At 69.8% G+C, this 22,976-nt stretch carries 26 protein-coding genes and 3 pseudogenes; 23 read left to right on the top strand and 6 right to left on the bottom strand.

Annotated elements, in window-relative coordinates; translation table 11 throughout:
• The first annotated feature begins 131 nt into the window (after window positions 1–131).
• From ACFE8Y_RS10580 to dgt, 10 genes and pseudogenes are all read left to right on the top strand, one after another.
• The gene (locus ACFE8Y_RS10580; protein ID WP_375464341.1) at window positions 132–476 is read left to right on the top strand and encodes a DUF971 domain-containing protein; all 345 of its coding nucleotides are present in this window, start codon (window positions 132–134) and stop codon (window positions 474–476) included.
• A gap of 84 nt (window positions 477–560) precedes the next feature.
• Window positions 561–2,312: a fumarate reductase/succinate dehydrogenase flavoprotein subunit gene (locus tag ACFE8Y_RS10575; RefSeq protein ID WP_375464340.1), complete on the top strand. Its 1,752-nt coding sequence runs from the start codon at window positions 561–563 to the stop codon at window positions 2,310–2,312.
• A 27-nt stretch (window positions 2,313–2,339) separates the two neighbouring features.
• Window positions 2,340–2,573 carry a ferredoxin family protein gene (locus ACFE8Y_RS10570; protein ID WP_015952121.1) on the top strand — a complete coding sequence of 78 codons (234 nt, stop codon included), beginning with the start codon at window positions 2,340–2,342 and terminating at the stop codon, window positions 2,571–2,573.
• An 8-nt stretch (window positions 2,574–2,581) separates the two neighbouring features.
• On the top strand, window positions 2,582–3,544 hold the full coding sequence (locus ACFE8Y_RS10565; protein WP_375464339.1) for a HEAT repeat domain-containing protein: 963 nt from the start codon (window positions 2,582–2,584) through the stop codon (window positions 3,542–3,544).
• A gap of 173 nt (window positions 3,545–3,717) precedes the next feature.
• Window positions 3,718–4,494: a Crp/Fnr family transcriptional regulator gene (locus ACFE8Y_RS10560; RefSeq protein WP_375464338.1), complete on the top strand. Its 777-nt coding sequence runs from the start codon at window positions 3,718–3,720 to the stop codon at window positions 4,492–4,494.
• A gap of 165 nt (window positions 4,495–4,659) precedes the next feature.
• Window positions 4,660–6,090: an ABC transporter substrate-binding protein gene (locus ACFE8Y_RS10555; protein WP_375464337.1), complete on the top strand. Its 1,431-nt coding sequence runs from the start codon at window positions 4,660–4,662 to the stop codon at window positions 6,088–6,090.
• Between the two features lie 5 nt (window positions 6,091–6,095).
• Window positions 6,096–6,986 carry an ABC transporter permease gene (locus ACFE8Y_RS10550; protein ID WP_375464336.1) on the top strand — a complete coding sequence of 297 codons (891 nt, stop codon included), beginning with the start codon at window positions 6,096–6,098 and terminating at the stop codon, window positions 6,984–6,986.
• A gap of 43 nt (window positions 6,987–7,029) precedes the next feature.
• Window positions 7,030–7,890: an ABC transporter ATP-binding protein gene (locus ACFE8Y_RS10545; protein ID WP_375464335.1), complete on the top strand. Its 861-nt coding sequence runs from the start codon at window positions 7,030–7,032 to the stop codon at window positions 7,888–7,890.
• A 60-nt stretch (window positions 7,891–7,950) separates the two neighbouring features.
• Window positions 7,951–8,196, top strand: a pseudogene (locus tag ACFE8Y_RS10540) (ferredoxin--NADP reductase); the annotation flags it as partial.
• Window positions 8,197–8,396: 200 nt separating this feature from the next.
• Complete coding sequence (gene dgt / locus ACFE8Y_RS10535; protein WP_375464334.1) at window positions 8,397–10,022, top strand: dGTP triphosphohydrolase; 1,626 nt, start codon at window positions 8,397–8,399, stop codon at window positions 10,020–10,022.
• Here dgt and ACFE8Y_RS10530 read toward each other — a convergent pair.
• Window positions 10,009–10,269, bottom strand: coding sequence for a helix-turn-helix domain-containing protein (locus ACFE8Y_RS10530; protein WP_375464333.1), 261 nt, complete (start codon window positions 10,267–10,269; stop codon window positions 10,009–10,011). The two genes, dgt and ACFE8Y_RS10530, sit on opposite strands and share 14 nt — an antisense overlap.
• A gap of 111 nt (window positions 10,270–10,380) precedes the next feature.
• On the opposite strand from ACFE8Y_RS10530, the pseudogene ACFE8Y_RS10525 reads away from it, so the two are divergent.
• Together ACFE8Y_RS10525 and ACFE8Y_RS10520 are read left to right on the top strand one after the other, a co-directional pair.
• Window positions 10,381–10,653, top strand: a pseudogene (locus ACFE8Y_RS10525) (transposase); the annotation flags it as partial.
• Window positions 10,651–10,854, top strand: a pseudogene (locus ACFE8Y_RS10520) (ferredoxin--NADP reductase); the annotation flags it as partial. The pseudogenes ACFE8Y_RS10525 and ACFE8Y_RS10520, both read left to right, overlap by 3 nt.
• Window positions 10,855–10,968: 114 nt before the next feature.
• Here the strand turns inward: ACFE8Y_RS10520 and fabI are convergent.
• The 3 genes from fabI to ACFE8Y_RS10505 form a co-directional block, all read right to left on the bottom strand.
• Complete coding sequence (fabI, locus tag ACFE8Y_RS10515; protein WP_375464332.1) at window positions 10,969–11,835, bottom strand: enoyl-ACP reductase FabI; 867 nt, start codon at window positions 11,833–11,835, stop codon at window positions 10,969–10,971.
• 119 nt (window positions 11,836–11,954) lie between these two features.
• On the bottom strand, window positions 11,955–12,878 hold the full coding sequence (locus ACFE8Y_RS10510) for a DnaJ C-terminal domain-containing protein (RefSeq protein WP_375464331.1): 924 nt from the start codon (window positions 12,876–12,878) through the stop codon (window positions 11,955–11,957).
• 125 nt (window positions 12,879–13,003) lie between these two features.
• A complete protein-coding gene (locus tag ACFE8Y_RS10505) occupies window positions 13,004–13,498 on the bottom strand; it encodes an RT0821/Lpp0805 family surface protein (protein WP_375464330.1) in 495 nt (164 codons plus the stop codon).
• 109 nt (window positions 13,499–13,607) lie between these two features.
• Between ACFE8Y_RS10505 and pdxH the strand changes: the two genes are divergently transcribed.
• Window positions 13,608–14,231 carry a pyridoxamine 5'-phosphate oxidase gene (gene pdxH / locus ACFE8Y_RS10500; protein WP_375464329.1) on the top strand — a complete coding sequence of 208 codons (624 nt, stop codon included), beginning with the start codon at window positions 13,608–13,610 and terminating at the stop codon, window positions 14,229–14,231.
• Between the two features lie 9 nt (window positions 14,232–14,240).
• Here pdxH and ACFE8Y_RS10495 read toward each other — a convergent pair whose 3' ends face one another.
• Window positions 14,241–14,822, bottom strand: coding sequence for a carboxymuconolactone decarboxylase family protein (locus ACFE8Y_RS10495; RefSeq protein ID WP_375464328.1), 582 nt, complete (start codon window positions 14,820–14,822; stop codon window positions 14,241–14,243).
• Window positions 14,823–15,050: 228 nt separating this feature from the next.
• On the opposite strand from ACFE8Y_RS10495, the gene ACFE8Y_RS10490 reads away from it, so the two are divergent.
• The 5 genes from ACFE8Y_RS10490 to ACFE8Y_RS10470 all read left to right on the top strand — a co-directional run bounded on the left by ACFE8Y_RS10490 (window position 15,051) and on the right by ACFE8Y_RS10470 (window position 18,280).
• Entirely contained in the window at window positions 15,051–15,773 is a 723-nt protein-coding gene (locus ACFE8Y_RS10490; RefSeq protein WP_375464355.1) for an SDR family NAD(P)-dependent oxidoreductase, read from the top strand.
• Window positions 15,766–16,911 carry a hypothetical protein gene (locus ACFE8Y_RS10485; RefSeq protein ID WP_375464327.1) on the top strand — a complete coding sequence of 382 codons (1,146 nt, stop codon included), beginning with the start codon at window positions 15,766–15,768 and terminating at the stop codon, window positions 16,909–16,911. The genes ACFE8Y_RS10490 and ACFE8Y_RS10485 overlap by 8 nt, the downstream gene beginning before the upstream one ends.
• On the top strand, window positions 16,908–17,372 hold the full coding sequence (locus ACFE8Y_RS10480; RefSeq protein WP_375464326.1) for an NUDIX hydrolase: 465 nt from the start codon (window positions 16,908–16,910) through the stop codon (window positions 17,370–17,372). The genes ACFE8Y_RS10485 and ACFE8Y_RS10480 overlap by 4 nt, the downstream gene beginning before the upstream one ends.
• A 56-nt stretch (window positions 17,373–17,428) precedes the next feature.
• Entirely contained in the window at window positions 17,429–17,866 is a 438-nt protein-coding gene (locus ACFE8Y_RS10475) for a TIGR02301 family protein (RefSeq protein WP_375464354.1), read from the top strand.
• 159 nt (window positions 17,867–18,025) lie between these two features.
• Window positions 18,026–18,280: a hypothetical protein gene (locus ACFE8Y_RS10470; protein ID WP_375464325.1), complete on the top strand. Its 255-nt coding sequence runs from the start codon at window positions 18,026–18,028 to the stop codon at window positions 18,278–18,280.
• A 96-nt stretch (window positions 18,281–18,376) separates the two neighbouring features.
• Here the strand turns inward: ACFE8Y_RS10470 and ACFE8Y_RS10465 are convergent, their stop codons facing one another.
• Complete coding sequence (locus tag ACFE8Y_RS10465; protein ID WP_375464353.1) at window positions 18,377–19,714, bottom strand: dihydroorotase; 1,338 nt, start codon at window positions 19,712–19,714, stop codon at window positions 18,377–18,379.
• Window positions 19,715–19,811: 97 nt separating this feature from the next.
• Between ACFE8Y_RS10465 and ACFE8Y_RS10460 the strand changes: the two genes are divergently transcribed.
• From ACFE8Y_RS10460 to ACFE8Y_RS10440, 5 genes are all read left to right on the top strand, one after another.
• Window positions 19,812–20,669: a YgfZ/GcvT domain-containing protein gene (locus tag ACFE8Y_RS10460; RefSeq protein WP_375464324.1), complete on the top strand. Its 858-nt coding sequence runs from the start codon at window positions 19,812–19,814 to the stop codon at window positions 20,667–20,669.
• Window positions 20,670–21,332, top strand: a complete 663-nt coding sequence (locus tag ACFE8Y_RS10455; protein WP_375464323.1) for a DNA-3-methyladenine glycosylase I — start codon at window positions 20,670–20,672, stop codon at window positions 21,330–21,332.
• A gap of 26 nt (window positions 21,333–21,358) precedes the next feature.
• Window positions 21,359–21,919: a hydrolase gene (locus ACFE8Y_RS10450; protein WP_375464352.1), complete on the top strand. Its 561-nt coding sequence runs from the start codon at window positions 21,359–21,361 to the stop codon at window positions 21,917–21,919.
• 7 nt (window positions 21,920–21,926) lie between these two features.
• Window positions 21,927–22,439 (top strand): tyrosine phosphatase family protein, encoded by a 513-nt coding sequence (locus ACFE8Y_RS10445; protein ID WP_375464322.1) that lies wholly within the window; start codon window positions 21,927–21,929, stop codon window positions 22,437–22,439.
• Between the two features lie 149 nt (window positions 22,440–22,588).
• Complete coding sequence (locus ACFE8Y_RS10440) at window positions 22,589–22,849, top strand: exodeoxyribonuclease VII small subunit (protein ID WP_375464321.1); 261 nt, start codon at window positions 22,589–22,591, stop codon at window positions 22,847–22,849.
• Window positions 22,850–22,976 lie beyond the last annotated feature (127 nt).

The raw sequence follows: 22,976 nt of genomic DNA, 5'->3' as shown, positions 1-22,976 counted from the left end.
CGGGAAGGTCGTCCGGCCCGACGGTCCCGGCGCGGCATCAGTGGTTTCGAGCAACTAATTGCTGTCCGATGACCGGCCCGTCGCGTCCAATGCCGTCAGTTGGGCAGGAGCAGCGGATGGCGAACGGCGTGATGAGGCTTCCCTCCCCGCCTCCCTTCGATCCCGAGGCGGCGCCGGCCGAGGCCGTCCTCGCCCGCGGCGGGCAGAGCCTCCGCCTGACGTGGCACGACGGCACGAGCGCCGTCCTGCCGGCGGCGCGGATGCGGCTGCGCTGCCGCTGCGCGTGGTGCACGCGGGAGCGGATCGAGGCCCGCTTCCCGATGGCCTTCGAGGCGGTGGCGGTGACGCGGATCGTGCCGATGGGCGGCTACGCCGTGCACGTCGCCTTCTCGGACGGCCACGCCCGCGGGATCTTCCCGTGGGTCTACCTGCGCGAACTGGCGCTCGCGGAGCGCGACGCCGCCCTCGCGGCCTGAACGCCGCACCTTGATACATCCGCGAACCCGTCCGCCCGACATCCGCGCGAGGCCCCGGCCGCGCCCTGGAAGCGAGAGACCGCCATGAGCGCCTTCAACCCTGGCACGAAGACCGAGATCATCGAGACCGACATCCTCGTGATCGGCGGCGGCACCGGCGGCCCGATGGCCGCGATCAAGGCCAAGGAAGCCGATCCTTCCCTGCGCGTCCTCCTGATGGAGAAGGCGAACGTGAAGCGCTCCGGCGCGATCAGCATGGGCATGGACGGGCTCAACAACGCCGTCGTGCCCGGCTACGCCACCCCCGAGCAGTACGTGAAGGAGATCACGGTCGCCAACGACGGCATCGTCGACCAGCGGGCGGTGATGGCCTACGCGCAGGGCTCCTTCCCGATGATCCAGTACCTCGACAAGCTCGGGGTCAAGTTCGAGAAGGACGGCGCGGGCGAGTACAACATGCGCAAGGTCCACCACATGGGGACCTACGTGCTGCCGATGCCCGAGGGCCACAACGTCAAGAAGGTGCTCTACCGGCAGTTGCGCCGCCTCCAGGTCAACGTCACCAACCGCTACATGGCGACCCGCCTGCTGAAGGACGCGGACGGCCGCATCAGCGGGGCTGTCGGCGTCAACACCCGCACCTCCGAGTTCCTGGTGGTCAGGGCCAAGGCCGTGGTGCTGGCCTGCGGCGCCGCCGGGCGCCTCGGCCTCCCGGCCTCCGGGTACATGTTCGGGACCTACGAGAACGCGGCCAATTGCGGCGACGGCTACGCGATGGCCTATCACGCCGGCGCGCACCTCGCGAACCTCGAATGCTACCAGATCAACCCCTTGATCAAGGACTACAACGGCCCCTCCTGCGCCTACGTCACCGGGCCGTTCGGCGGATTCACCGCCAACAACAAGGGCGACCGCTTCATCGAGTGCGATTACTGGTCCGGCCAGATGATGCTCGAGTTCTGGCGCGAGCTTCAGAGCGGCAACGGCCCGGTCTTCCTCAAGATGGACCACCTGCGCGAGGAGACGATCTCCGAGATCGAGACCATCCTGCACACCAACGAGCGGCCCTCGCGCGGGCGCTTCCACGAGCGGCGCGGCACCGACTACCGCAGCCGCCCGGTGGAGATGCACATCTCCGAGATCGGCTTCTGCTCGGGCCACTCGGCGTCGGGCGTCTTCGTCGACGCGTTCGCCCGCACCACGATCCCCGGCCTCTACGCCGTCGGCGACATGGCGAGCGTGCCGCACAACTACATGCTCGGCGCCTTCGTCAACGGCGGCATCGCCGGGGCGGACGCCGCCGCCTACTGCGCGGGCGCGACGCGCGGTGACTATGACGCGGGCGATCTCCTGGCCGAGCAGGAGCGCGTGCTGGCGCCGACCCGGCGCGAGGACGGGCTGACCCCCCACGAGATGGAGTTCAAGACCCGGCGCCTCGTCAACGACTACCTGGAGCCGCCGAAGGTCACCGCCAAGATGCGGCTCGGCCAGCGGCGCTTCGCCGAGATCCGCGAGGACCTCGACCACCTCGTCGCGCGCGACCCGCACGAGCTGCACCGGGCGCTGGAGATGCAGACGATCCTCGACTGCGCCGACATGGCGGCGGCGGCCTCCCTCTACCGCACCGAGAGCCGCTGGGGCTTCTACCACCTGCGCGTCGACCACCCCGAGACCGACGACGCGAACTGGAACTGCCACACCGTGTTGTTCAAGGACGCGCAGGGGCGGATGGCGCACGCCAAGCGCGCGGTCGAGCCGTTCATCGTGCCGGTCGCCGCCGAGGAGATGAGCGCCTACCACCAGCTCCGCATCAAGACGCCGGCCGCCGCCGAGTAGCCCACCGAAACCCGTCGGAGATCCGCCATGCCGATCATCACCCAGGCCAAGAGCGCCGCGGTCGTCATCGACGACGACAAGTGCATCGCCGAGAAGGGCTGCCGCGTCTGCGTCGACGTCTGCCCGCTCGATATCCTCGCGATCGATGAGACGCGGCAGAAGGCCTACATGAAGTACGACGAGTGCTGGTACTGCATGCCGTGCGAGGTCGATTGCCCGACCAACGCGGTCAAGGTCAACATTCCCTACCTCCTGCGCTGAGGCCGGTCATGCCCGCGTTCGACACCTTCGAGGACGATCTCGACGACCTTGCCGAGCGGTGCGCCAGCCCGGACGCCGGCATCCGCCGCGTCGCGATGATGGAACTGGCCGAGGCGGTGGGGCCGCAGGCGACCGTGCTGCTGCTGAAGGGGCTCGGCGACCCCGATCCCCAGGTCCGCGGCGCCGCGGCGAAGGCGCTCGACGAGCACGACGGACCGACGGTGGTCGAGGGCCTCGTCCGCTCGCTGGAGGATGCCGACGACGACGTGCGCCGCACCGCCGCCGACACCCTGGCCGAGAAGAAGGAGCCCGCCTGCGGGCCGCTGCTGATCGCGCGGGCCGAGCATGCCGACCCCTTCGTCCAGGCCGCCGCGCTCCGCGCCCTGCGCGAGCTCGTCCTGCCCGACGCGCTGAGCGCCGCGCTCCGCGCCCTGCGCAGCCCCGTGCCCGAGGTGCGCCGCGAGGGGCTCGGCGTGATCGGCTACCTCAAGGCGGACTCTGCCCTTCCGGCGCTGATCGCGACCGTGAGCGATCCGGACGCGAGCGTGCGCCGCGCCACAATGGCGGCCCTGGTGTTCCTGCGCCCCGGCGGTCCCGGCGTCTCCGGCCTGCTCGCCGGCCTGCGGGACGAGAACTGGCAGGTGCGCGAGCAGGCCGCGGTCTCGGTGGCCAAGATCCGCCTGCCCGAGGCGGTGCCCCTGCTCATGGCGGCCATGGACGACCCGTTCTGGCAGGTCAGGACCAAGGCCGCGAACGCGCTCGGGAGGATCGGGGCGCGGGAGGCGGTCGACGTGCTGGGCCGGGGGCTCGGCTCCGAGATCAGCAACCTGCGCAAGGAGTCTGCGGCCGCGTTGGGCGAGATCGCCGACCCGCGCACCCTCGCCGTCCTCGAAGCCCGCGCCGAGGACCCGGACCCGGACGTGCGCAAGCTGATCCGCTGGGCGATCGGCCGCTGCCGCGACGCCGTCTGACGCGGGGCGACCGCGGCGCCCGCCCGAGCCCGCGCCTCGGCCCGATGGGCGGGGCGCCGCGCCGTCTGCGAACGCCCTGGCGACGGGCGCCATGGGGGTTTGATAAGGCGTCCGCAGTTTGGAACTGGTACAGGCTTTGCTGCGCTGCCGCAGGCAGGATGCAGGAGCCGGCCATGCAGACCACCCCCGCCAAGCTCCGGCCTGCGCATCCCCTGCCGGGCGCCTCGCTCCAGGCCAACGCGCTCCTCCTGGCCGAGACAGAACCGAGGGCCGGCGGCCCGCGGCCGCTGCTCCAGGGCTTGAGCGCGCGCGAACTCGCCCTCGTGATGGAGAAGGGCCGGCGCCGGGTGCTCTACCGCGGGGCCACGCTCTTCACGCAAGGCATGCCGAACGACGGCATCTGGCTGGTCGAGACAGGCCGGATCCGGGTGTTCTACACCGCGCCGTCCGCCCGCGAGATCACCCTGGCCTACTGGCATCCGGGCAACTTCGTCGGTGGGCCGGAGGTGTTCGGCGAGGGCGTGCACAGTTGGTCGGGCATGGCGGCGAGCAACGCGAGCGTCCTGCACCTGCCCGGCAAGGCCCTGCGCCACCTCGTGACGCAGATCCCGACCCTGGCGCTCGGCGTGATCGAGGGCCTGTCCTTCAAGGGCCGGTGCTACTCGGCGCTGGCGCAGATGCTCGGCACCCGCTCGATCACCGAGCGGCTCGCCCACCTGCTCCTGCACCTCGCCGACCTCTACGGCGTACCGGAGGAGGACGGCACCGTGATCGCGGCGACCTTCACCCACGCCGACCTCGCCCACATGGTCGGCGCCACGCGGCAGTGGGTCACGATCAGCCTGAAGCGGCTCGCCGCGCAGGGCATCGTCGTCGCGGGCCGGTCGCAGATCGTGATCCGGCGGCCCGACGCACTCGCCCGGATGCGCGGCGGGGAGGCGGGCGCCTAATCCAGGTGCTTCCCGCCCAAGAAACCACCACATCCGGGGCAACCGCGGTTTTTTCGCAACTAATCGACTCGCGGATGCGCTCTCCGTTTGCCCGCGACCGAGCCCGCGCCCGATCATGGCTCGGGATGTCGGTCCGATGATCCGGGGCCGAGGGTGGAGCGAACGATGGCATCGATGCTTTCCAGGCGTGGGTCCCGCGGCGCGCTCGCCCTCCTCGCGCTGGCCGGCACGGCGTTCTCCGACTTGGCGTGCGCGCAGAGCACCCTGACGGTCGGCATCGGCACGCAGGACACGACGACCAACACGGCCACCGTCGGCGTGATCGTGCGGCAGCTCAAGCTGCTGGAGAAGTACCTGCCGCGGACCGGCAAGTACGCCGACGTGAAGATCCAGCTCGACTGGCAGAACTTCACCTCGGGCCCGCCCGTCACCAACGGGATGATGGCCGGCAAGCTCCAGTTCGGCGCGATGGGCGATTATCCCCTCGTCGTCAACGGCTTCACCTTCAGCACCAACCCCGAGAGCCGGTCCGAGCTGATCGCGGTCGCCGCCTACAACCTCTACGGCTCCGGCAACGGCATCGTCGTGCACAAGGAGTCTGAGTACTTCGCCTTCGACGACCTCAAGGGCAAGGTCGTCAGCGTCCCCTTCGGCTCGGCGGCGCACGGGATGGTGCTCAAGGTGCTCCAGGACAAGGGCTACCCGGCCACGTGGTTCCGCCTCGTCAGCCAGAGCCCGGAGGTCGGCTCGACCAACCTCCAGGAGCGGAAGATCGACGCGCACGCCGACTTCGTGCCGTTCGCCGAGCTGCTGCCGTTCCGGGGCTTCGCCCGCAAGATCCTCGACGGTGTCGAGACCAAGCTGCCGACGTGGCACGGCGTGGTGGTGCGCACGGACTTCGCCAAGCAGCACCCCGAGATCGTCGAGGCCTACCTCAAGGCCATCCTCGACGCCCAGGCCTGGGTCAGGGCCGATCCGAAGCGCGCCGCCGAGCAGATCGCGGCCTGGACCGGCACCGACAAGGAGGTGGTCTACATCTTCCTCGGGCCCGGTGGGATCATGACCGTCGATCCCACGATCAAGCCGGCGCTGGTCGACGCCGCCCGCGAGGACGTGAAGGTCCTGCAGAAGCTCGACCGCATCAAGGAGTTCGACGTCGGCGGCTGGGTCAACGAGGGCTACCTGCGCAGGGTCTTCGCCGAGCGCGGCCTCGACTACGACGGGCAGCGCGCGGCGACCGCCAACTACGAGGTCTCGGGCGAGGATTCCTTCTGCAAGACGCCGGTCACCGATCCGCGCAGGGCCGGCGAGATCTGGATCAAGGGCGGCGACATCCAGCCGTTTGCCAGCGCCGCCTGCACCCTGGGCGCCCTCGGCACCCTGAAGGGCAAGGGCGTCGAGGTCAACGTCGCCTACGTCTTCGACGCCGCCCGCGGCATCAAGCTGTTCGCCAGCGAGGCCTTCTACGTCGTCGACGGCAAGGGCGGGATCGCGCCCTACCTCCTCAGGCAGGATGCCGAGGCGGCGGCCGGGGCGGAGGGCGGCAGGGTCATGCCGTTCGCCGACGCCCTCAAGGCCGCCGCGACGCGGGGCTGACAACCATGGATGCCGCCCTTCGCGCCCTCCCCCCGGCCCCGGCGGACTCCGCGCCCGTGCGCTCCGAGGCTGCCCTCCCCGCGGCGCCCGCCGGCCGCGGCCGGGCCGGCCGCTGGCTGCGCCTGCACCGCCCGCAACTGCGGGCGGCTTTGGTCGGCCTCGTCTCGCTCGCCCTGTTCGTCGCCGCCTGGCAGGTCCTCACCGTCAACCGCGTCTCGTTCTACGTGCGCTTCGTGAACGTGCCGACCCCCGAGGCTGTCCTCGCGCGGGCCGTGATCGCCCTGCGCAACCCGGACTTCGCCGACCACGCCCTGATGAGCTGCCGCCGCATCCTGTTCGGCTTCCTGCTCGCCGGCGGCCTCGCGGTGCCGCTCGGCCTGCTGATGGGCCGGTTCCGCCTGCTGCGCGAGATCGCCTTCCCGATCTGCGAGGTGCTGCGGCCGATCCCGGCCATCGCCTGGGTGCCGATGGCGATCATGCTCTGGCCGACCAACGAGGGCTCGGTCGTGTTCATCACGTTCCTCGGATCGTTCTTCCCGATCCTGATCAACACGCTGCAGGGCATGGCCATGGTCGATCCGGTCCTGGTGCGCGCGGCGCGCTGCCTCGGCGCGGGCGAGGCGGCCCTGTTCCGCGAGGTCTACCTGCCGGCCTCGCTTCCGCAGATCTTCACCGGCCTCACCGTCGGGATGGGCGTCGCCTGGGTCTCGCTGATCGCCGCCGAGATGATCTCGGGGCAGTTCGGCATCGGCTACTTCACCTGGGAGGCCTACGCGCTGGTGCAGTACCCCGACATCGTGCTCGGCATGATCACGATCGGCGTGCTCGGGCTCGCCTCGAGCTTCGCGATCCGCCTGATCGGACGCTTGGCGATGCCGTGGAGCGCGGGTCGCTAGGCGTGGCGCGCCGTCGTCGGCCGAAACAATCGCGGAGCGTGCCATGGCCGGACCGGCTCGGGGCCTGATCGAGGTCCGGAACTTCTGCCTGCGCTACGAGACCATGGAGGGCGCGGTCGAGGCGGTCGCCGACGCCTCGCTCACGGTGCAGCCGGGCGAGTTCGTCTCGGTCATCGGCCCCTCGGGCTGCGGCAAGTCCACCCTGCTCAACGCGCTCGCGGGCTTCCTCACCCCCTCCGGCGGGCACGTCACCGTCGACGGCCAGCCGATCTCGGGGCCGAGCTCCGAGCGCGGCATGATCTTCCAGCAATACTCGCTCTTTCCCTGGAAGACCGTGCGGGAGAACGTCGAGTTCGGCCTCAAGATGAAGGGCGTGTCCCGGAGCGAGCGCGCGCGGCAGGCCCGGACCCTCCTGGGCCTCGCCGGCCTCAGCGCGTTCGAGAACCACTACCCCGACCGGCTCTCGGGCGGGATGAAGCAGCGCGTCGGCATCGTCCGCGCCCTGGCGACCGGCCCGCGCATCCTGCTCCTCGACGAGCCGTTCGGGGCGCTCGATGCGCAGACGCGGCTGATCATGCAGCAGATCCTCACCAACATGTGGCAGCGGCTGAAGATCTCGGTGCTGTTCGTGACCCACGACATCGACGAGGCGATCTTCCTGTCCGACCGCATCTACGTGATGACGGCGCGTCCCGGCACCATCAAGGCCGAGGTGGCGGTGCCGCTGCCCCGGCCGCGCCAGCCCGCCATGACGCTCTCCTCCGAGTTCCTGGCCTTGCGCCGCGGGCTGATGTCCCTGATCCGGGAGGAGAGCATCCGCGCCATGGGCGGCGAGGTCAGCGCCGAGGCGATGCGGGGCCTCGCGATCGACCTCGAAGGTCAGGACATCGCCGCCCTCCTTTGACGTGGCACGCGCAATCCCGCGGCGGCCGGACCGTTCTTCATCGCCATCCCGGACCACGCCATGAGCAAGTTCTACGAGGAGCGTGTGGTGTCGGTGCATCACTGGACCGACACGCTGTTCTCGTTCCGCACCACCCGCGATCCGGCGTTCCGCTTCCGCAACGGCGAGTTCACGATGATCGGCATCGCGGTCGAGGGCCGGCCCTTGCTGCGCGCCTACTCGGTGGTGTCGGCCAACTACGAGGAGGAGCTGGAGTTCTTCTCGATCAAGGTCGCGGTATTATGCACCAACCTCACCCACTTTCGTTGACTCAATGGGTTGAATGTTCATGTTTTGTTTCTTATACGGGACCATGGCGCAACACATGCGTCCGAACGTCCGGGGCGCGTACTCCAACCCTAATGTGCGGTTAACGGGGCCACTAAAAAGCGTGTTAACCATTTGGGAATGCAAAGATCGGGGAAACCCGGCCAGCGACGGCTCTGGTTAAGCTTGGGAGGGCCACCGTGTCGGAGGATACAGAGGAGCCGAACGATGGGCATGTACAAGGCGGCGGTGGACGCCGCAGAGCGCGCCGAGGAGCAGTTGACGACTTTCAAGCGCATGATCGCGAAGAAAGAGGCGCAGTTGGCAGCGGAGAAGCGCCCCCCCTCACCGCAGAGAGCCAAGCTGCGGGTGAAGCCCAAAGAGCAGGTGTAATTCTTCTCTATCAAGCCGCTGATTGGGACCGCGAACTTCCGAACGATGCGGAAGAACCGTGGCGCCGGGCTGTAGCTCGCGATTGGGCGCGAGTCACGCACAGCGTAAGTTTTCGCAGACTGCAAGGTAAGACACAAGTTTTTCCAGGCCATGAATCTGACTATTTTAGAAATCGGCTGACGCATTCTCTGGAGGTAGCTCAAATTGCCGAAGGCATTGCAGACAAATTAAATCACGAAAACAAAGTCAGATTTGGCGATTGCGTTATAGACGCAAAGCTTTGTGCAACAGCCGCCCTTTTACATGATCTCGGGCATCCTCCGTTTGGTCACAATGGAGAGAGGGCCCTTGACGATCGCATGCGGCAGTATGGCGGTTTCGAAGGCAACGCACAGACAATCCGCATTATCAGTAGGCTTGAAAAAAAATCTTGGGACCAAAACCAAGTTCTCACAAATGAGATGTATAAGAATGATAGGAGACTTGGTTTAAATTTATCATACCGGACTATAGCAGCAACGCTCAAGTACGACAAAGAGATACCGCCGACACGGTCGGGCACCGAAAAGCTTGTAAAAGGATATTACGCCTCCGAAAGCGATTTGGTCAAAAGGGTAAAGGCCAAAGTCGATCCTAAATGGCAAGGTAAGTTTAAGACTGTTGAATGTGCTATTATGGATATTGCCGATGACATAGCATATTCGACGTACGACTTGGAAGATTGCTTGAAAGCGGGATTTATCACCCCAGCAGATATACTTGCGAGCGACGATACTTTATTAAAGAGGGTCGCGCAGAAAGTAAGAGAAAATTTACTTAAAGACACCGGCAAGGATATTAAGATATCCCCCGACGATGTTCTGCTTGTGTTCTATGACGTTTTTGAGGCCATACTACCAGATTTTAAGACCGCGCGCGGATTGGTAATGATACCGAAAAAACAGATGCTTACCCGGCGTGTAACTGATGCCGTGAAGCTCTTCAAAGCGTCAAGAGAGCTTGCATCGTCGGGATATGGTCGCACGGCACTCTCAAGCCAGCTTGTTAATGAAGCAATTAAGAGCGTCTATTTTGAATATAACGACAAGCACCCGGCGCTCAGCAGGCCATACTTGACGGAAAGCTCCCTTATTAAAATCGAGGTCTTAAAGCAATATACGTATGAGGCTACGATATATAGTACCCGAGTGAAGGTCTCTGAGTATCGCGGTTATGATGTCGTGCAAGGCATATTTGATGCATTAGCAAGCGATCGCGGCTATTTGCTTATGCCTGAGGATTTGAGGAAGATTTATAAGTCTGTAGAGCGTAATGCGTCAGAGCGAATGAGATCAATCTGCGATTTTGTTGCCGGAATGACTGATAGATACGCTCTTGAGTTTTATGCAAGACTGTATTCAGACGATGCGCAGAGTATTTTCAAGCCGATATAGTATCTAAAGTCTTCTCAGAGGCATGAGTATGCGAAGCTGTGACATGCAACCCTTCTGGGTCGCTGGTCAGTTCAACGCCTGCGCGCTCAAGCGCTTCACGCATTGCGCGAAGGTTGTTCGCGATCGGCACTCGCCGTCCTTTCTCAAAATCGCGCACGGTCGAGAGCGAGACGTGAGAACGCTTCGCTAGCTCGTCCTGGGACCAATCAAGCCACCCTCTGGCGGCGCGGCACTGTGCTGGGGTCATATCGCCCAAAACATACCATGCCGGCCTTTTGGGTCAAGGCCAACGATAAGTGTTGACGTGGTCGATAAGTGAGGATATCACTGAGGCCAACGCAAATCGTTGGCGGCTCCAATGGCTCAGCACTTCCTCCTCTCCAAAGCCGCCCGCACCCTATCCCTCGCTCAGGTCGCGCGCCTGTCTGACGATGCGGCGTGGGGCGTGTTCAAGGCGATCCGCTGGGCTGATACCGAGGGCGCCCCGTTCTGCCCTCGCTGCGGCTGCCTCAAGCACTCCTTCATCGCCACCCGCAAGCTCTTCAAGTGCGGCGGTTGCCGCCACCAGTACAGCGTCACGAGCGGCACCATCTTCGCCAGCCGCAAGCTCCCGATCCGCGACCACCTGCTCACCGACCTGATGGTGTCGGGCAAGCTGTTTGCCGATGTCGGCCTGCCGGAGATGTCGGTGGAGACCGACCGGTTCATGCTGTGCGGCAGCCCGGACATGATCCGCGACACCCGCGCGCTCCTGGCCGACCGCGGCTACAGCGAGGGCAACCACGGCGAGGCCGGGCACTACGTCATCGAAAAAGCCTTCGTCGAAAAGTAGGCTCTCGCAAGCTCCGCCGCAGGCTCGCTTGGTCGGCATCCTGGCCGGCGCGATGCCGGCGGGCGCGATGGATGGGGCCGATGTCGGAGCCGCTGCGGACGCCGACCTGCGGCCTCACTCCCGGTCGAGGCTGAGGTCCGGCGCGTCGGGGTTCTTCATGCCGACGACGTGGTAGCCGGCGTCGACGTGCAGGATCTCGCCGGTCATGCCGCGGGACATGTCGGAGACGAGGTAGGCCGCCGTCTCGCCGACCTCGCCGATGGTCACGGTGCGGCGCAAGGGGGCGTTGTACTCGTTCCACTTCAGGATGTAGCGGAAATCGCCGATGCCGGAGGCCGCGAGCGTCTTGATCGGGCCGGCCGAGATCGCGTTGACGCGGATGTTCGAGGGGCCGAGGTCGGCGGCGAGGTACCGGACCGAGGCTTCGAGCGCGGCCTTGGCGACGCCCATGACGTTGTAGTGCGGCATCCACTTCTCGGCGCCGTAGTAGGTCAGCGTCAGGAGCGAGCCGCCGTTCACCATCAGCTTCTCGGCGCGCTGCGCGATCGCCGTGAACGAGTAGCACGAGATCATCAGCGACTTGGTGAAGTTGCCCTCCGAGGTCTCGATGTAGCGGCCCGTCAGCTCGTCCTTGTCGGAGAAGGCGATGCAGTGGACGACGAAGTCGAGGCCCTCGGGGAAGACCGCGGCGGCGGCGGAGAACACCGCGTCGATCGAGGCCGGGTCGGTGACGTCGCAGTGGCCGACGACGTGGGCGTCGAGCTCCCGGGCCAGCGGCTCGACGCGCTTCCGGAGCGCCTCGCCCTGGTAGGTGAAGGCGAGCTTGGCCCCGTGGGCGTGGGCGCTGCGGGCGATGCCCCAGGCGATCGACCGGTTGTTGGCGACGCCGAGCACGAGCCCGCGCTTGCCGGCGAGCAACCCGGCGCCATCCTGGCGCCCGGCATCCGTGCCGCGCTCGTCCGTTGCGTCCAAACCCGCCATACCACACCCGAACCTTCGCGGCGCCCCGACTTGGGCCGTCCCATGGGAAGGGACGGCTCGGCGCCGCGGGCATCCTTAGCGGACGCGCACCGGGGACGGAAGACCGCGCCCTGCCCCCGCTACTCCGCCCGCGCGGACCGGCGCGCCTGCGCGAACTCGGTCAGGCCCGCGTCGTCGGCCGGCAACTGGATCGCGGTGACCGCGAACAGGTCGCCGCGGGTGCCGTCCTTCTTCGGCAGGCCCTTGCCGCGGAGCCGGAAGGTGCGGCCCGAACTCGTCATCGGCGGCATGCGCATCTCGACGGCGCCGGTCAGCGTCGGCACGCGGATCGCGCCGCCGAGCACGGCATCCTCCAGGGGGACGTCGACGGAGGCGCGCAGGTCCGCGCCCTCGACGGTGAAGCGGGCGTGCGGCAGGACGCGGATCGTCAGGAGGGCGTCGCCCGGCTCGGCGCGCGGGCCGCCGGGCTGGCCGAGGCCGCGGAGCCGGATGGTCTGGCCGTCGACGACGCCCTTGGGGATCATCACGTCGAACTCGCGCCCGCCCGGCAGACCGACCCGCAGCTTCTCCTCGCTGCCGATCTGCTCCAGGGTGACGCTGAGTTCGGCCGCCACGTCCTCGCCGCGGGATGGTGCGCGCTGCCCTCCGCCGGGGCCCGCCCCGCCTGCGCGGAACGCCTCGCCGAACAGGTGCGAGAAGATGTCCTCGCCCACGCCCCCGGCGGCACCGCCCCGGCCGCGGGCCGCGCTGTTGAAGTCGAAGCCGCCCGTGCGCCCGCCGCCGAAGCCGCCGGAAAACCCCTCGAAGCCCGAGGCGCGGGGCTTGCCGTCGGCGTCGATCTCGCCGCGGTCGAACTGCTTGCGCTTCTCGGCATCGCCCACGACCTCGTAGGCCGCGTTCGCCTCCGAGAACCGGTCCTTGGCCCGGGCGTCGTCCTTGTTGCGGTCGGGATGGTAGGCCTTGGCGAGCTTGCGGTAGGCCTTCTTGATGTCGGCCTCGCTCGCACCCTTGGGGACGCCGAGCACCTCGTAGGGATTTCGCATCGGTCTCTTGCGATTCGCGGTTTGGCGCCCGCGCGGGAGCCGCGGTGCTGCGATCCGGCATGTGGGCGACGTGTTGCTTATGCGCAACGTATCGTCCGCGAAACTCTGCGCAAGCGCCGTCCGCGTCAACCCGCCCTGCTGCGCCGGATCCGCTTGAGCTCCCACGCCCCGCCGGAGGGCTTGCAGCCGGTGCCGCGGACGAAGCGGCTGCGCTCGGGCGCGACCACGGAGGCCAGGAAGTCGCGGCAGATCAGGTCGTTCGCGACGTAGGGAAGGCCCGTCGGGTTGACCGAGCCGCGCAGGCCCGTTTCCGGATTGTCCCACTTGACCGGCCGGCCGTTGCCCTGCGGATCGAGGGCCACCGCGAGGGCGGCGTTGGCGCGGCGCCAATCCTCGTCGCCGAGGTCGCCCCCGAAGCTCGCGGGACGGCGGCCGATGCTCCCCGTGACGGTCGGCTCGTCGGTCAACGTCGCCTGCGGCGCCTCCGCCTTCGTCTCGCCGCGGAAGATCAGCAGCGGCTGGCTGCAGCCGCAGAGGCCGGCGGCAAGGCCGGCCGCCAGGATCGCGCGGACGGACCACACCGAATGGCCGGCCGCCTCTTTACACGCGCGACGACGCATTACACCTGAACCTGGAACTGGTGCGTAAGGGTGCTCCCACGTCGGTGCCCCCGACCCGGATGTCACAGCCGAGGATAAAGCCGTGGACGCGTTAAAGATCGATGATCCCGTGGGTGCTGATCCGACCACGGAGGCGGAACCTGAAGATTTCACCCTGCGCGGCGACCCCTTCGGCCTGTTCGCCGAGTGGATGCTGGAGGCGGAGGCCGCCGAGCCCAATGATCCCAACGCCATGGCGCTCGCCACCGCGGGCGCCGACGGGCTGCCCGACGTGCGGATGGTGCTGCTGAAGGGCGCGGATGCGCGCGGCTTCGTGTTCTACACCAACCTCGAATCCGCCAAGGGCGGCGAGCTCGCCGAGAACCCGCAGGCGGCGATGGTGCTGCACTGGAAGAGCCTGCGGCGGCAGGTCCGGGCCCGCGGCCCGGTGACGCCCGTGACGGTCGAGGAGGCCGATGCCTACTTCGAGAGCCGCCACCGCGACAGCCGGATCGGCGCGCATGCCAGCCGCCAGTCGCGCCCGCTGGAAAGCCGCGCCGCCCTGCTGGCGGAGGTGGCGGCCCTGTCCGCCCGCTACGAGGACGGCCCGGTGCCCCGGCCCGCGCACTGGACCGGCTTCCGGATCGAGCCGGTGACGCTGGAGTTCTGGCGGGACGGCGCGTTCCGCCTGCACGATCGGGTCCGCTTCACCCGCGACGGTGCCGGCTGGAGCCGGTCGCGGCTCTACCCCTGACGCGCCTGCTCACGGGATCAGCGCGGGAAGCGGTGGCGGTGCGCCGCCCGGTAGGGCGGTGCGGGCGACGTTCATCGTCATGGCGAGCAGCGCGTAGTAGCCGTTGATGCCGGTCAGATCGATCGCGCCCTGCTCGCCGAAGAGGGCGACCAGCGCGGCGTAGGTCGGGTCGCTCACCGCCCTGTTGCGCTGGAGCTCGGTCGAGAACGCGTAGACCGCGGCCTCCTCCGCCGACATCCCCTCGGGCCGGCGCCCCTCGGCGATGGCCTGCGCGACCGCCGGGGCCACGCCGGCCTCGATCGCGATCGGGTGATGGATGTGCCACTCGACCTGCTGGCTCCACTCACGGGCCACGATCAGGATCGCGAACTCGCTGATCCGGAACGGCAATGCGCTTCGATACCGGAGGTAGAGCCCCATGTCGCTTGCGCGCAGCATGAACTCGGGGCTGCGCAGAAGCGGCACGAAGGGACCAAAGACGGGCGTCTTCCGCGCGGCCAGGAAGGCCTCGGCGGCGGCTCTCTGCGCGTCGGTCAGGGCCTCGGGCGCGAGCTCCGGCATCCGGTCCGTGTGGCGTGCCGCGTGCTGCATGGTCTGATGTTCCCGACCGGTTCGAGGAGCCTGGGTGATCCCGCGGCGCGATGCCTCGGTCAAGGGCACCGGCGGTTGCTGCGATGCGGCACGGGCGCTGGATTTCCGCTGCCGCTGCGCTTAGACCTGAAGGGCTGCGCGGCGGCAGGTCGAGGCGTCTTCGCTCGCGGCCCCGAACTGAAGCGAGGCACGGCCTTGGCCCTCTCCGGAAACGAACGCCGCCGCGTCATGCTGCTCACCGGGGCGAGCCGCGGCATCGGGCACGCCACCGTCAAGCGCTTCTCGGCGGCGGGCTGGCGCGTGATCACCTGCTCGCGCCACGCCTTTCCCGAGAACTGCCCATGGGAGATGGGCCCGGAGGATCACCTCCAGGTCGATCTGGCGGATGGCGAGGACACCGTGCGCGGCGTCCGCGAGGTGGTCGAGCGCCTCGCCGTCGAGGGCGGGATGCTGCACGCCCTCGTCAACAATGCCGGCATCTCGCCCAAAGGGCCGAACGGCGAGCGCCTCGGCGCCCTGCCGACCGAGTTCTCGACCTGGCAGCGGGTATTCCAGGTCAACGTCTTCGCCCCCGTCCTGCTGGCGCAGGGCCTGCGCGAGGAACTGTCCCGCGCCAAGGGATCGATCGTCAACGTCACCTCGATCGCCGGCTCGCGGGTTCACCCGTTCGCGGGGGCGGCCTACGGCACCTCGAAGGCGGCGCTCGCCGGGCTGACCCGCGAGATGGCCGCCGATTTCGGACCGCTCGGCGTGCGCGTCAACGCGATCTCGCCCGGCGAGATCGACACCGCGATCCTCTCGCCCGGCACCGACAAGATCGTCGCCGGCATCCCCCAGCGGCGCCTCGGCACCCCCGACGAGGTTGCCAAGGCGATCTACTTCCTGTGCACCGAGGCCTCGTCCTACGTGAACGGGGCCGAGCTGCACATCAACGGCGGCCAGCATGTCTGACCGCCGGCGGCGTCTCGTGCCAAGCCTGCTGCTCATGCCAAGCCTGCTGCTCATGCCAAGCCTGCTGCTCATGCTGGCACGGCCGCTCGCGGCCGAGCCGGCGGTGACGCTGCTCGACCTGCCGTTCCGGGCCACCGCGATGCGCGGCCCGCAGAGCGAGGTCGCGGTCGCGGTCGCCACCTCCGGGCTGCTGCCGCCGGCACGCCCGGCCGCGTCCGGGTCGGCGCCGGAGACCGGCGCGGAGGAGAGCGCGCCGATCGTCGTGGTCTGGGGCGAGGGCGGCGGTGCGGCGCTCGGCCTCGTCGACGGTGCGATCCGCACCACCCTCCTCGGCGCGGAGGCGATCGAGGGGTTGTCCGCCGCCGAGACGCCGCGCGGGGCGCTGCCCGGCTCGCGCCGCGCGGTGTCGGGCGCCGTGAGCGCCTACCTCACCGGCTCGACCCGCGCGATGGGCGCCCCCGCCGCCGCCGGCCTCACCGTCCGCGAGCGCCAGCCGGTGGCGATGGGCGGCGACCCGAAGCCCGTGCCGATCTCGACCACGACGGTGCCGGCCGGGGCGGACGCGGCGTTCGCGCCGTTCCGTCCCCGCGCCCTGCGGCTGTCCGGCCGGCCGGCCTTCGTTGCCGCGACGCTCCACGGCGCCGACCGCGCCGGCCTCGCCCTCGTGGCGCGGACCGGCGCCGGCGACTGGTCGGTGGTTGCACGCAGCGCGCCCCAGGACGGCGCCCCGCTGAAGGTGGCCGCCGTGGCCGACTTCTCCGAGCCCGGTGTGGCGCAGGTGGCGGCCGTCCGGTCGCGGTCGGGCGCCGGCATCCTTCAGGTCTGGTCCGCGGCCGAACCGATGACCTTATCAGGGGAGGCGCCGGGCTACCTCGGCGGCGCGGGCGACGCCGATCTCGCCGCCACCCTCGATCCCGAGGGCGCCGGCGTGCCGGATCTCGCGCTGCCCGCCGGCGACGGCGCGGTGCTCGCCATCGTGTCGCTCAAGGGCGGCATCCGCGAGCGTGATCGGATTGCCCTGCCCACGGCCGCGTCGTTCGGCGTCGCGTCCCTTGGGCAGGGGCGCCGCGCGCGTCTGCTGGTCGGTCTCGCCGACGGGCGCGTGGCCGTCGTGGCGCCGGGCGGCGCGCAGCCGTGAGCGAGGCTGAGGCGAGGCTGTTTCCCCTGCGCCCGTTCGTCGGCGCCTCGATCGCGGTGATCCGCGGCGACCGGGTGCTGCTCGCCGCCCGCGCCAACGCGCCGATGCGCGGCGTCTGGACCCTGCCCGGCGGCCTCGTCGAGGCCGGCGAATCGCTGGCCGGGGCGGCGTTGCGCGAATTGCAGGAGGAGGTGGGCCTGACGGCCGAGGTGGTCGGCGTGCTGGCGCCCACCGAGATCATCGCGTGCGACGCGGACGGCCGCGTGCGCCACCACTACGTCGTCCATCCCCATGCCGCCCGCTGGTGCGGCGGTGAGCCGAGTCCCGGGCCCGAGGCCCTCGATGTCCGCTGGGCGACCCGGGAGGAGCTTCCGGGCCTGGAGACCACGCCGGGCTTGGCCGGCACGCTGGCGGAGGCGTTCGCCCGAGTGCGCGCGCCGCGCTCGGGGGGCGCGACGTGAGGGGCCCCCCGATCACCTTCCGGGCGCTCCCCGGCGCATCACGGTCGCGCGGCGCCATCCCGATCGCGTCGCTGGCCGTCGCCGCGCTCTTTACTCTCGCATCGCCGATCCTCGCTCAGCAGCGCCCGCCCACCCGCCCGGCTCCGAAGGCCGTCGAGAAGGAGAAGGAACCGGCCCCCCCGCCGGAGCAGCCGGCACCTTACGACCGCGACCTCATGCGGCTGTCCGAGATCATCGGCTCCCTCGCCTTCCTGCGCGGCCTGTGCGCCGGCCCGGACGCCGCCGAGTGGCCGGGCCGGATGAAGGCGCTGATCGAGGCGGAGGGCGTCACGCCGGGTCGCCGCGACCGCCTCGCCGGCGCGTACAACCGCGGCTACCGCGGCTACGCGATGACCTACCGGATCTGCACGCCGGCCGCGGACGAGGCCTCGAACCGCTTCGTCGCGGAGGGCGAGCGCCTGTCGCATGCCCTGGCTGGCCGCTTCGGCGGCTGATGCCGGCGTGCCACACTGCGAAAGCATCCGGGAAAACGTTCGCTTTGTCGCGGTCGCGTTAACCGCATCGCAATTGCCGGCTGGCCGCGGACCCGTGAGCCGCCTATCATCATTTCCGTCCGCCGGGCCCCCGGGCCGGCGCAACGGATGCGACGCGCCATGCAGAACACCACTCAGACCGCCCCGTTCGAGCCCGACGTGGACGAGAAGCGCGCCGCCCTGGGCTACGTCTCCGAGGCGTTCGCCGAAGGTTGCCTCGACGGTCTCGACGGCGACTGCATGGCCCAGGCCGCCCTGTTCGCGGCCTTTCAGGAGCTCGTCATGACCTACGGCGAGGAGGCCACTGCCCGCTACGCCGAAGGCTTTCCCGAGCGCATCCGTGGGGGCGCCTTCACCACCGCGCTCCAGCATTAGGATAGCGCGACCCAGCTTAAAGAGTCCTGGCTGAATTTCCCTCCCCCCCTCTGCGGGGGAGGGAAGGCGTGCGGTCTGAAAGGTCCGACGCGAACCTCAGCCTCGCCCCAGCGCTTCCTCGAACAGCACGGCCTCGCCCCGCGATGGCGCCGTGAGGAGACCATCCCACATCACCCGCACGCCGCGCACCAGCGTGCCGACCGGCCAGCCGGTGACGGCGACGCCGTCGTAGGGGGTCCAGGCGCTCTTCGACGCGATCCAGGCGTTGCGGATGGTCTCGCGGCGCTTGAGGTCGACCACGGTCACGTCGGCGTCGTAGCCCTGCGCGAGCCGACCTTTTCGCGCGATGCCGAACAGGCGCTTGGGGCCCGCGCTCGTCAGGTCGACGAAGCGGGCGAGCGACAGGCGGCCGGCCGCGACGTGGTCGAGCATGATCGGCACCAGCGTCTGCACCCCGGTCATGCCGGAGGGCGAGTCGGGATAAGGCTTGGCCTTCTCGGCCAGCGTGTGCGGCGCGTGGTCGGACCCGAGGATGTCCGCCACCCCCTGCCCCAACCCCCACCAGATCCGTTCGCGGTGCGCGCCGCCGCGGACCGGCGGGTTCATCTGCACCAGGGTCCCGAGCCGGGCGTAGGCCTCGTCGCCGTCCAGCGTGAGGTGGTGCGGCGTCACCTCGACGCTCGCCACGTCCTTGTGCCCGGCGAGGTAGTCCATCTCCTCGGCGGTGGAGACGTGCAGGATGTGGATGCGCGCACCGGTCTCGTGCGCCAGCGCCACCAGCCGTCGGGTCGCCTTGAAGGCGGCTTCGGGCGAGCGCCAGACCGGATGGGAGGACGGGTCGCCCGCCACCCGCAGGCCCTTGCGCGCGCGCAGCATCGGCTCGTCCTCGGCGTGGAAGGCGGCGCGTCGCCGGGTGTGCTTCAGGATCTCCCGCACGCCCGCGTCGTCCTCCACCAGCAGCGAGCCGGTCGACGAACCGACGAACACCTTGATGCCGGCCGCCCCCGGCAACCGTTCGAGCTCGGCCACCTGCGCGGCGTTCTCGTGCGTGCCGCCGACCCAAAACGCGAAGTCGCAGTGCATCCGGTGGTGGGCGCGGGACACCTTGTCGGCGAGCGCCTCGGCGCTGGTGGTGAGCGGGTTGGTGTTCGGCATCTCGAAGACGGCGGTCACCCCGCCCATCACCGCGGCGCGCGAGCCCGATTCGAGGTCCTCCTTGTGGTCGAGGCCGGGCTCGCGGAAGTGCACCTGCGTGTCGATCACGCCCGGCAGCAGGTGCAGGCCGCGGCAGTCCTGGTGCTCCAGGCTCGCCGCGTGGGTCAGGTCGCCGATCGCGGCGATGCGCGCGCCCCGGATGCCGAGGTCGGCCGCGTGCGCGCCGTCCTGGTTCACCACCGTGCCGCCGGAGAGGACGAGGTCGAAGGGCTGGTCCAAGGGCTGATCCATGGGGTCTCCCGCGGTTGAGGCCGGCTCGGGGGCGGCTTATGTCACGCCCTCGGCCCGCGCAATCGCGCGGCCTGAAGGAACCGCCATGCCGATCGCCCTGCTGCCGGACCGCGCCCTCGTCACGCTCGCCGGCCCGGACGCGACCGCCCTCCTCCAGGGCGTGATCACCTGCAACGTGGAGACCCTCGGGGCCGCCGAGGCGCGGCTCGGCGCCCTGCTGACGCCCCAGGGCAAGATCCAGTTCGACTTCCTGATCTCGCGGAGCGCGGACGGCTACCGCCTCGACGTGCCGGCCGCGCACGCGGCGGGGCTCGCCAAGCGCCTGACGCTCTACCGCCTGCGCGCGCAGGTCGAGATCGCCGTCGATCCGACGGTGGCGATCGCCGCCGCCTGGGACGGCGCCACCACCGCGGCGGAGGTCGCGGTCGCGGCCGATTCCCGGGTGCCGGACATCGGCGCGCGGCTCTATGCGGCGGAAGGCGCGTTCTCGGCGGACGCGTCCGAGGCCGACTACCATGCCCACCGCATCCGGCTCGGCGTGCCCGAGGGCGGGCGCGACTTCCCCCTCGGCGACGCCTTCCCGCACGAGGCGCTGATGGACCAGCTCGGCGGCGTCGATTTCAGGAAGGGCTGCTACGTCGGGCAGGAGGTGGTCTCGCGGATGCAGCATCGCGGCACCGCGCGCACCCGCATCCTGCCCGCGACCTACGCGGAGGGGGAGGCGGCAGCCCCCGGCTCGGAGATCACCGCCGGCCAGAAGGTCCTGGGCGTCACCGGCAGCCGGGCGGCGGGGCGCGGGCTGGTGATGCTGCGCCTCGACCGCCTCGCCGACGCGGTGGCGGCCGGCGAAGTCCTGCGGGCCGAGGGGCGGGTCTTCGGCGTCGCGCGGCCGGCCTTCGCCAGCTTCGCGATGCCCGGCGCGGCCGGCTCGGCGGCCGGCTGAATGGCGCAGGCGCGCGACGCGGAGCGGACCGCCCGATCCGAGGCGCGGGCCCTCGACGGCCTCGTGCACCACCCCGACGGCTGCGCCCGCTGCTGGTGGGCCGGGCACGACCCGCTCTACGTCGCCTACCACGACACCGAGTGGGGCGTGCCCGAGCGTGACGGCCGCGCGCTCTACGAAAAACTGATCCTCGACGGGTTCCAGGCCGGCCTGTCCTGGATCACGATCCTGCGCCGCCGCGACGGGTTCCGCCGCGCCTTCGCCGGGTTCGATCCCGAGGCGATCGCGCGCTTCACCGAGGCCGACGTCGCGCGGCTGATGGGGGACGCCGGCATCATCCGCAACCGCGCCAAGATCGTCGGCGCCGTCGCGGGCGCCCGCGCGTGGCTGCGGATCGAGGGGCGCGGCCCCGGCTTCTCCCGCTTCCTGTGGGACGCCCTGCCGGAGGGCCGGCCGATCCAGGGCCGGGCCGCCACCCGCGCCGAGATCCTGACCGAGACGGAGATCTCGCGAAACATCTCGAAGGCGCTGCGGGCCGAGGGCTTCGGCTTCTGCGGGCCGGTGATCGTCCACGCCTTCATGCAGGCGGTCGGCATGGTCAACGATCACCTCGTCGGCTGCCACCGCCACGCCCCCTGCGCGGCGCTCGGGCGGCCGCCGTGAGCGCCCGGCCGCGGGCGTGGCAGCGGATGCTGTCGGGGCGGCGCCTCGACCTGCTCGACCCCTCCCCCCTGGACATCGAGATCGCCGACATCGCCCACGGGCTTGCCCGGGTCGCCCGCTGGAACGGCCAGACGTCCGGCCCGCACGTCTTCTCCGTGGCGCAGCACGCGCTGCTGGTCGAGGCGGTCGGCCGCCACTTGGCGCCCGGCTGCACCGCCGCCCAGGGCCTGGAGCTGCTGCTGCACGACGCGCCGGAATACGTCGTCGGCGACATGATCTCGCCGCTGAAGGCGGCGATCGGCGACGGCTACAAGGGCGTCGAGCGCCGCCTGATGGCCGCGATCCGCCTGCGTTTCGGGCTCGACGCGCCGACGCCGGCCTTCGCCCGCCTCGTCAAGCGGGCCGACCGGATCGCGGCCCACGCCGAGGCGGTGCGGCTGGCGGGTTTCTCCGCGGGCGAGGCGGCGCTCCACTTCGGGCGCCATACCTCCCTGCCTGGATCGGCGGGCGCCCTCCTCGAACCCTGGCCGAGCGGGCAGGCCCAGGCGTGCTACCTCGACCGCTTCGCCGCGCTCTCCGGGACTTGAGACGACCATGTCGAGCCTGCACGTCTGCTCCCTCTCGCGCCTGCACGAGACCGTCGCCGCCACCGGCGCGAGCCACGTGCTGACGCTGATCAACGTCGGCACCGCCTTGGAGCGCCCGGCCACGATCGCGGCCGCGTGCCACGGCATCGTCGGCGTCAGCGACATCACCGCGGCGACCGACGGCCACGTGGTGCCGGCCGAGGCGCACGTTCGCGCCATCCTCGATTTCGTGGCGGCCTGGCCCCGCGAGCGGCCGCTGGTGATCCACTGCTACGCCGGCGTCAGCCGCTCGACGGCCGCCGCCTACATCGCCGCCTGCGCCCTCGGTCCGGACCGCGACGAGGCGGAGACCGCCCGGCGCCTGCGGCAGGCCTCGCCCACGGCGACGCCCAACCGCCTGTTCGTCGAGATCGCCGACCGGCTGCTCGGCCGGGACGGCCGCATGGTGGCGGCGATCGCGGGCATCGGCCGCGGGGCCGACGCCTTCGAGGGCGCGCCGTTCCGCCTCGCCCTCGACTGATCGGCGGCACCGCGCAGGATTGAGGTGATCGGTGTGGCGCAAACGCCGCCCCGGGGCCGGAAACCGTGCGCGGCGGCACGGCTTCGCGCGACCCGGGCTTGTCCCACGCGCGGGCCACGCCCTAGAACCGCACCGAAGGAACCTCAGGGATGACCGAGACCCGACCCGACGCGACGACGGTTACCGCCGACATGCCCTTCGAGAAGGCCTTGGAGCAGCTCGAGGAGATCGTCCGCCGCCTCGAAAAAGGCGATGTGGCGCTGGATGAGTCGGTCACGATCTACGAGCGCGGCGAGGCGCTCAAGCGCCACTGCGAGTCGCTGCTGAAGCGGGCCGAGGCCCGCATCCAGCGGATCACCCTGGCTCCCGACGGGCGCGCCGCGGGCGTCGCACCCTTGGACGTCGAGTAGGATGCGACACCGCATGGCCAAGGGTCCCACCCGCGCCCGCAGACCGATACGAGGCTGATCCCGTGGCACACTCCCCCTCGATATTGGACGGTTTGTCGGATCCCTCGGATCTGCGTCGGTTGCCGGA

The organism is uncultured Methylobacterium sp., assembly GCF_964242245.1.
Lineage (GTDB): Bacteria > Pseudomonadota > Alphaproteobacteria > Rhizobiales > Beijerinckiaceae > Methylobacterium.
This window is presented reverse-complemented; position numbering and strand designations above follow the sequence as displayed.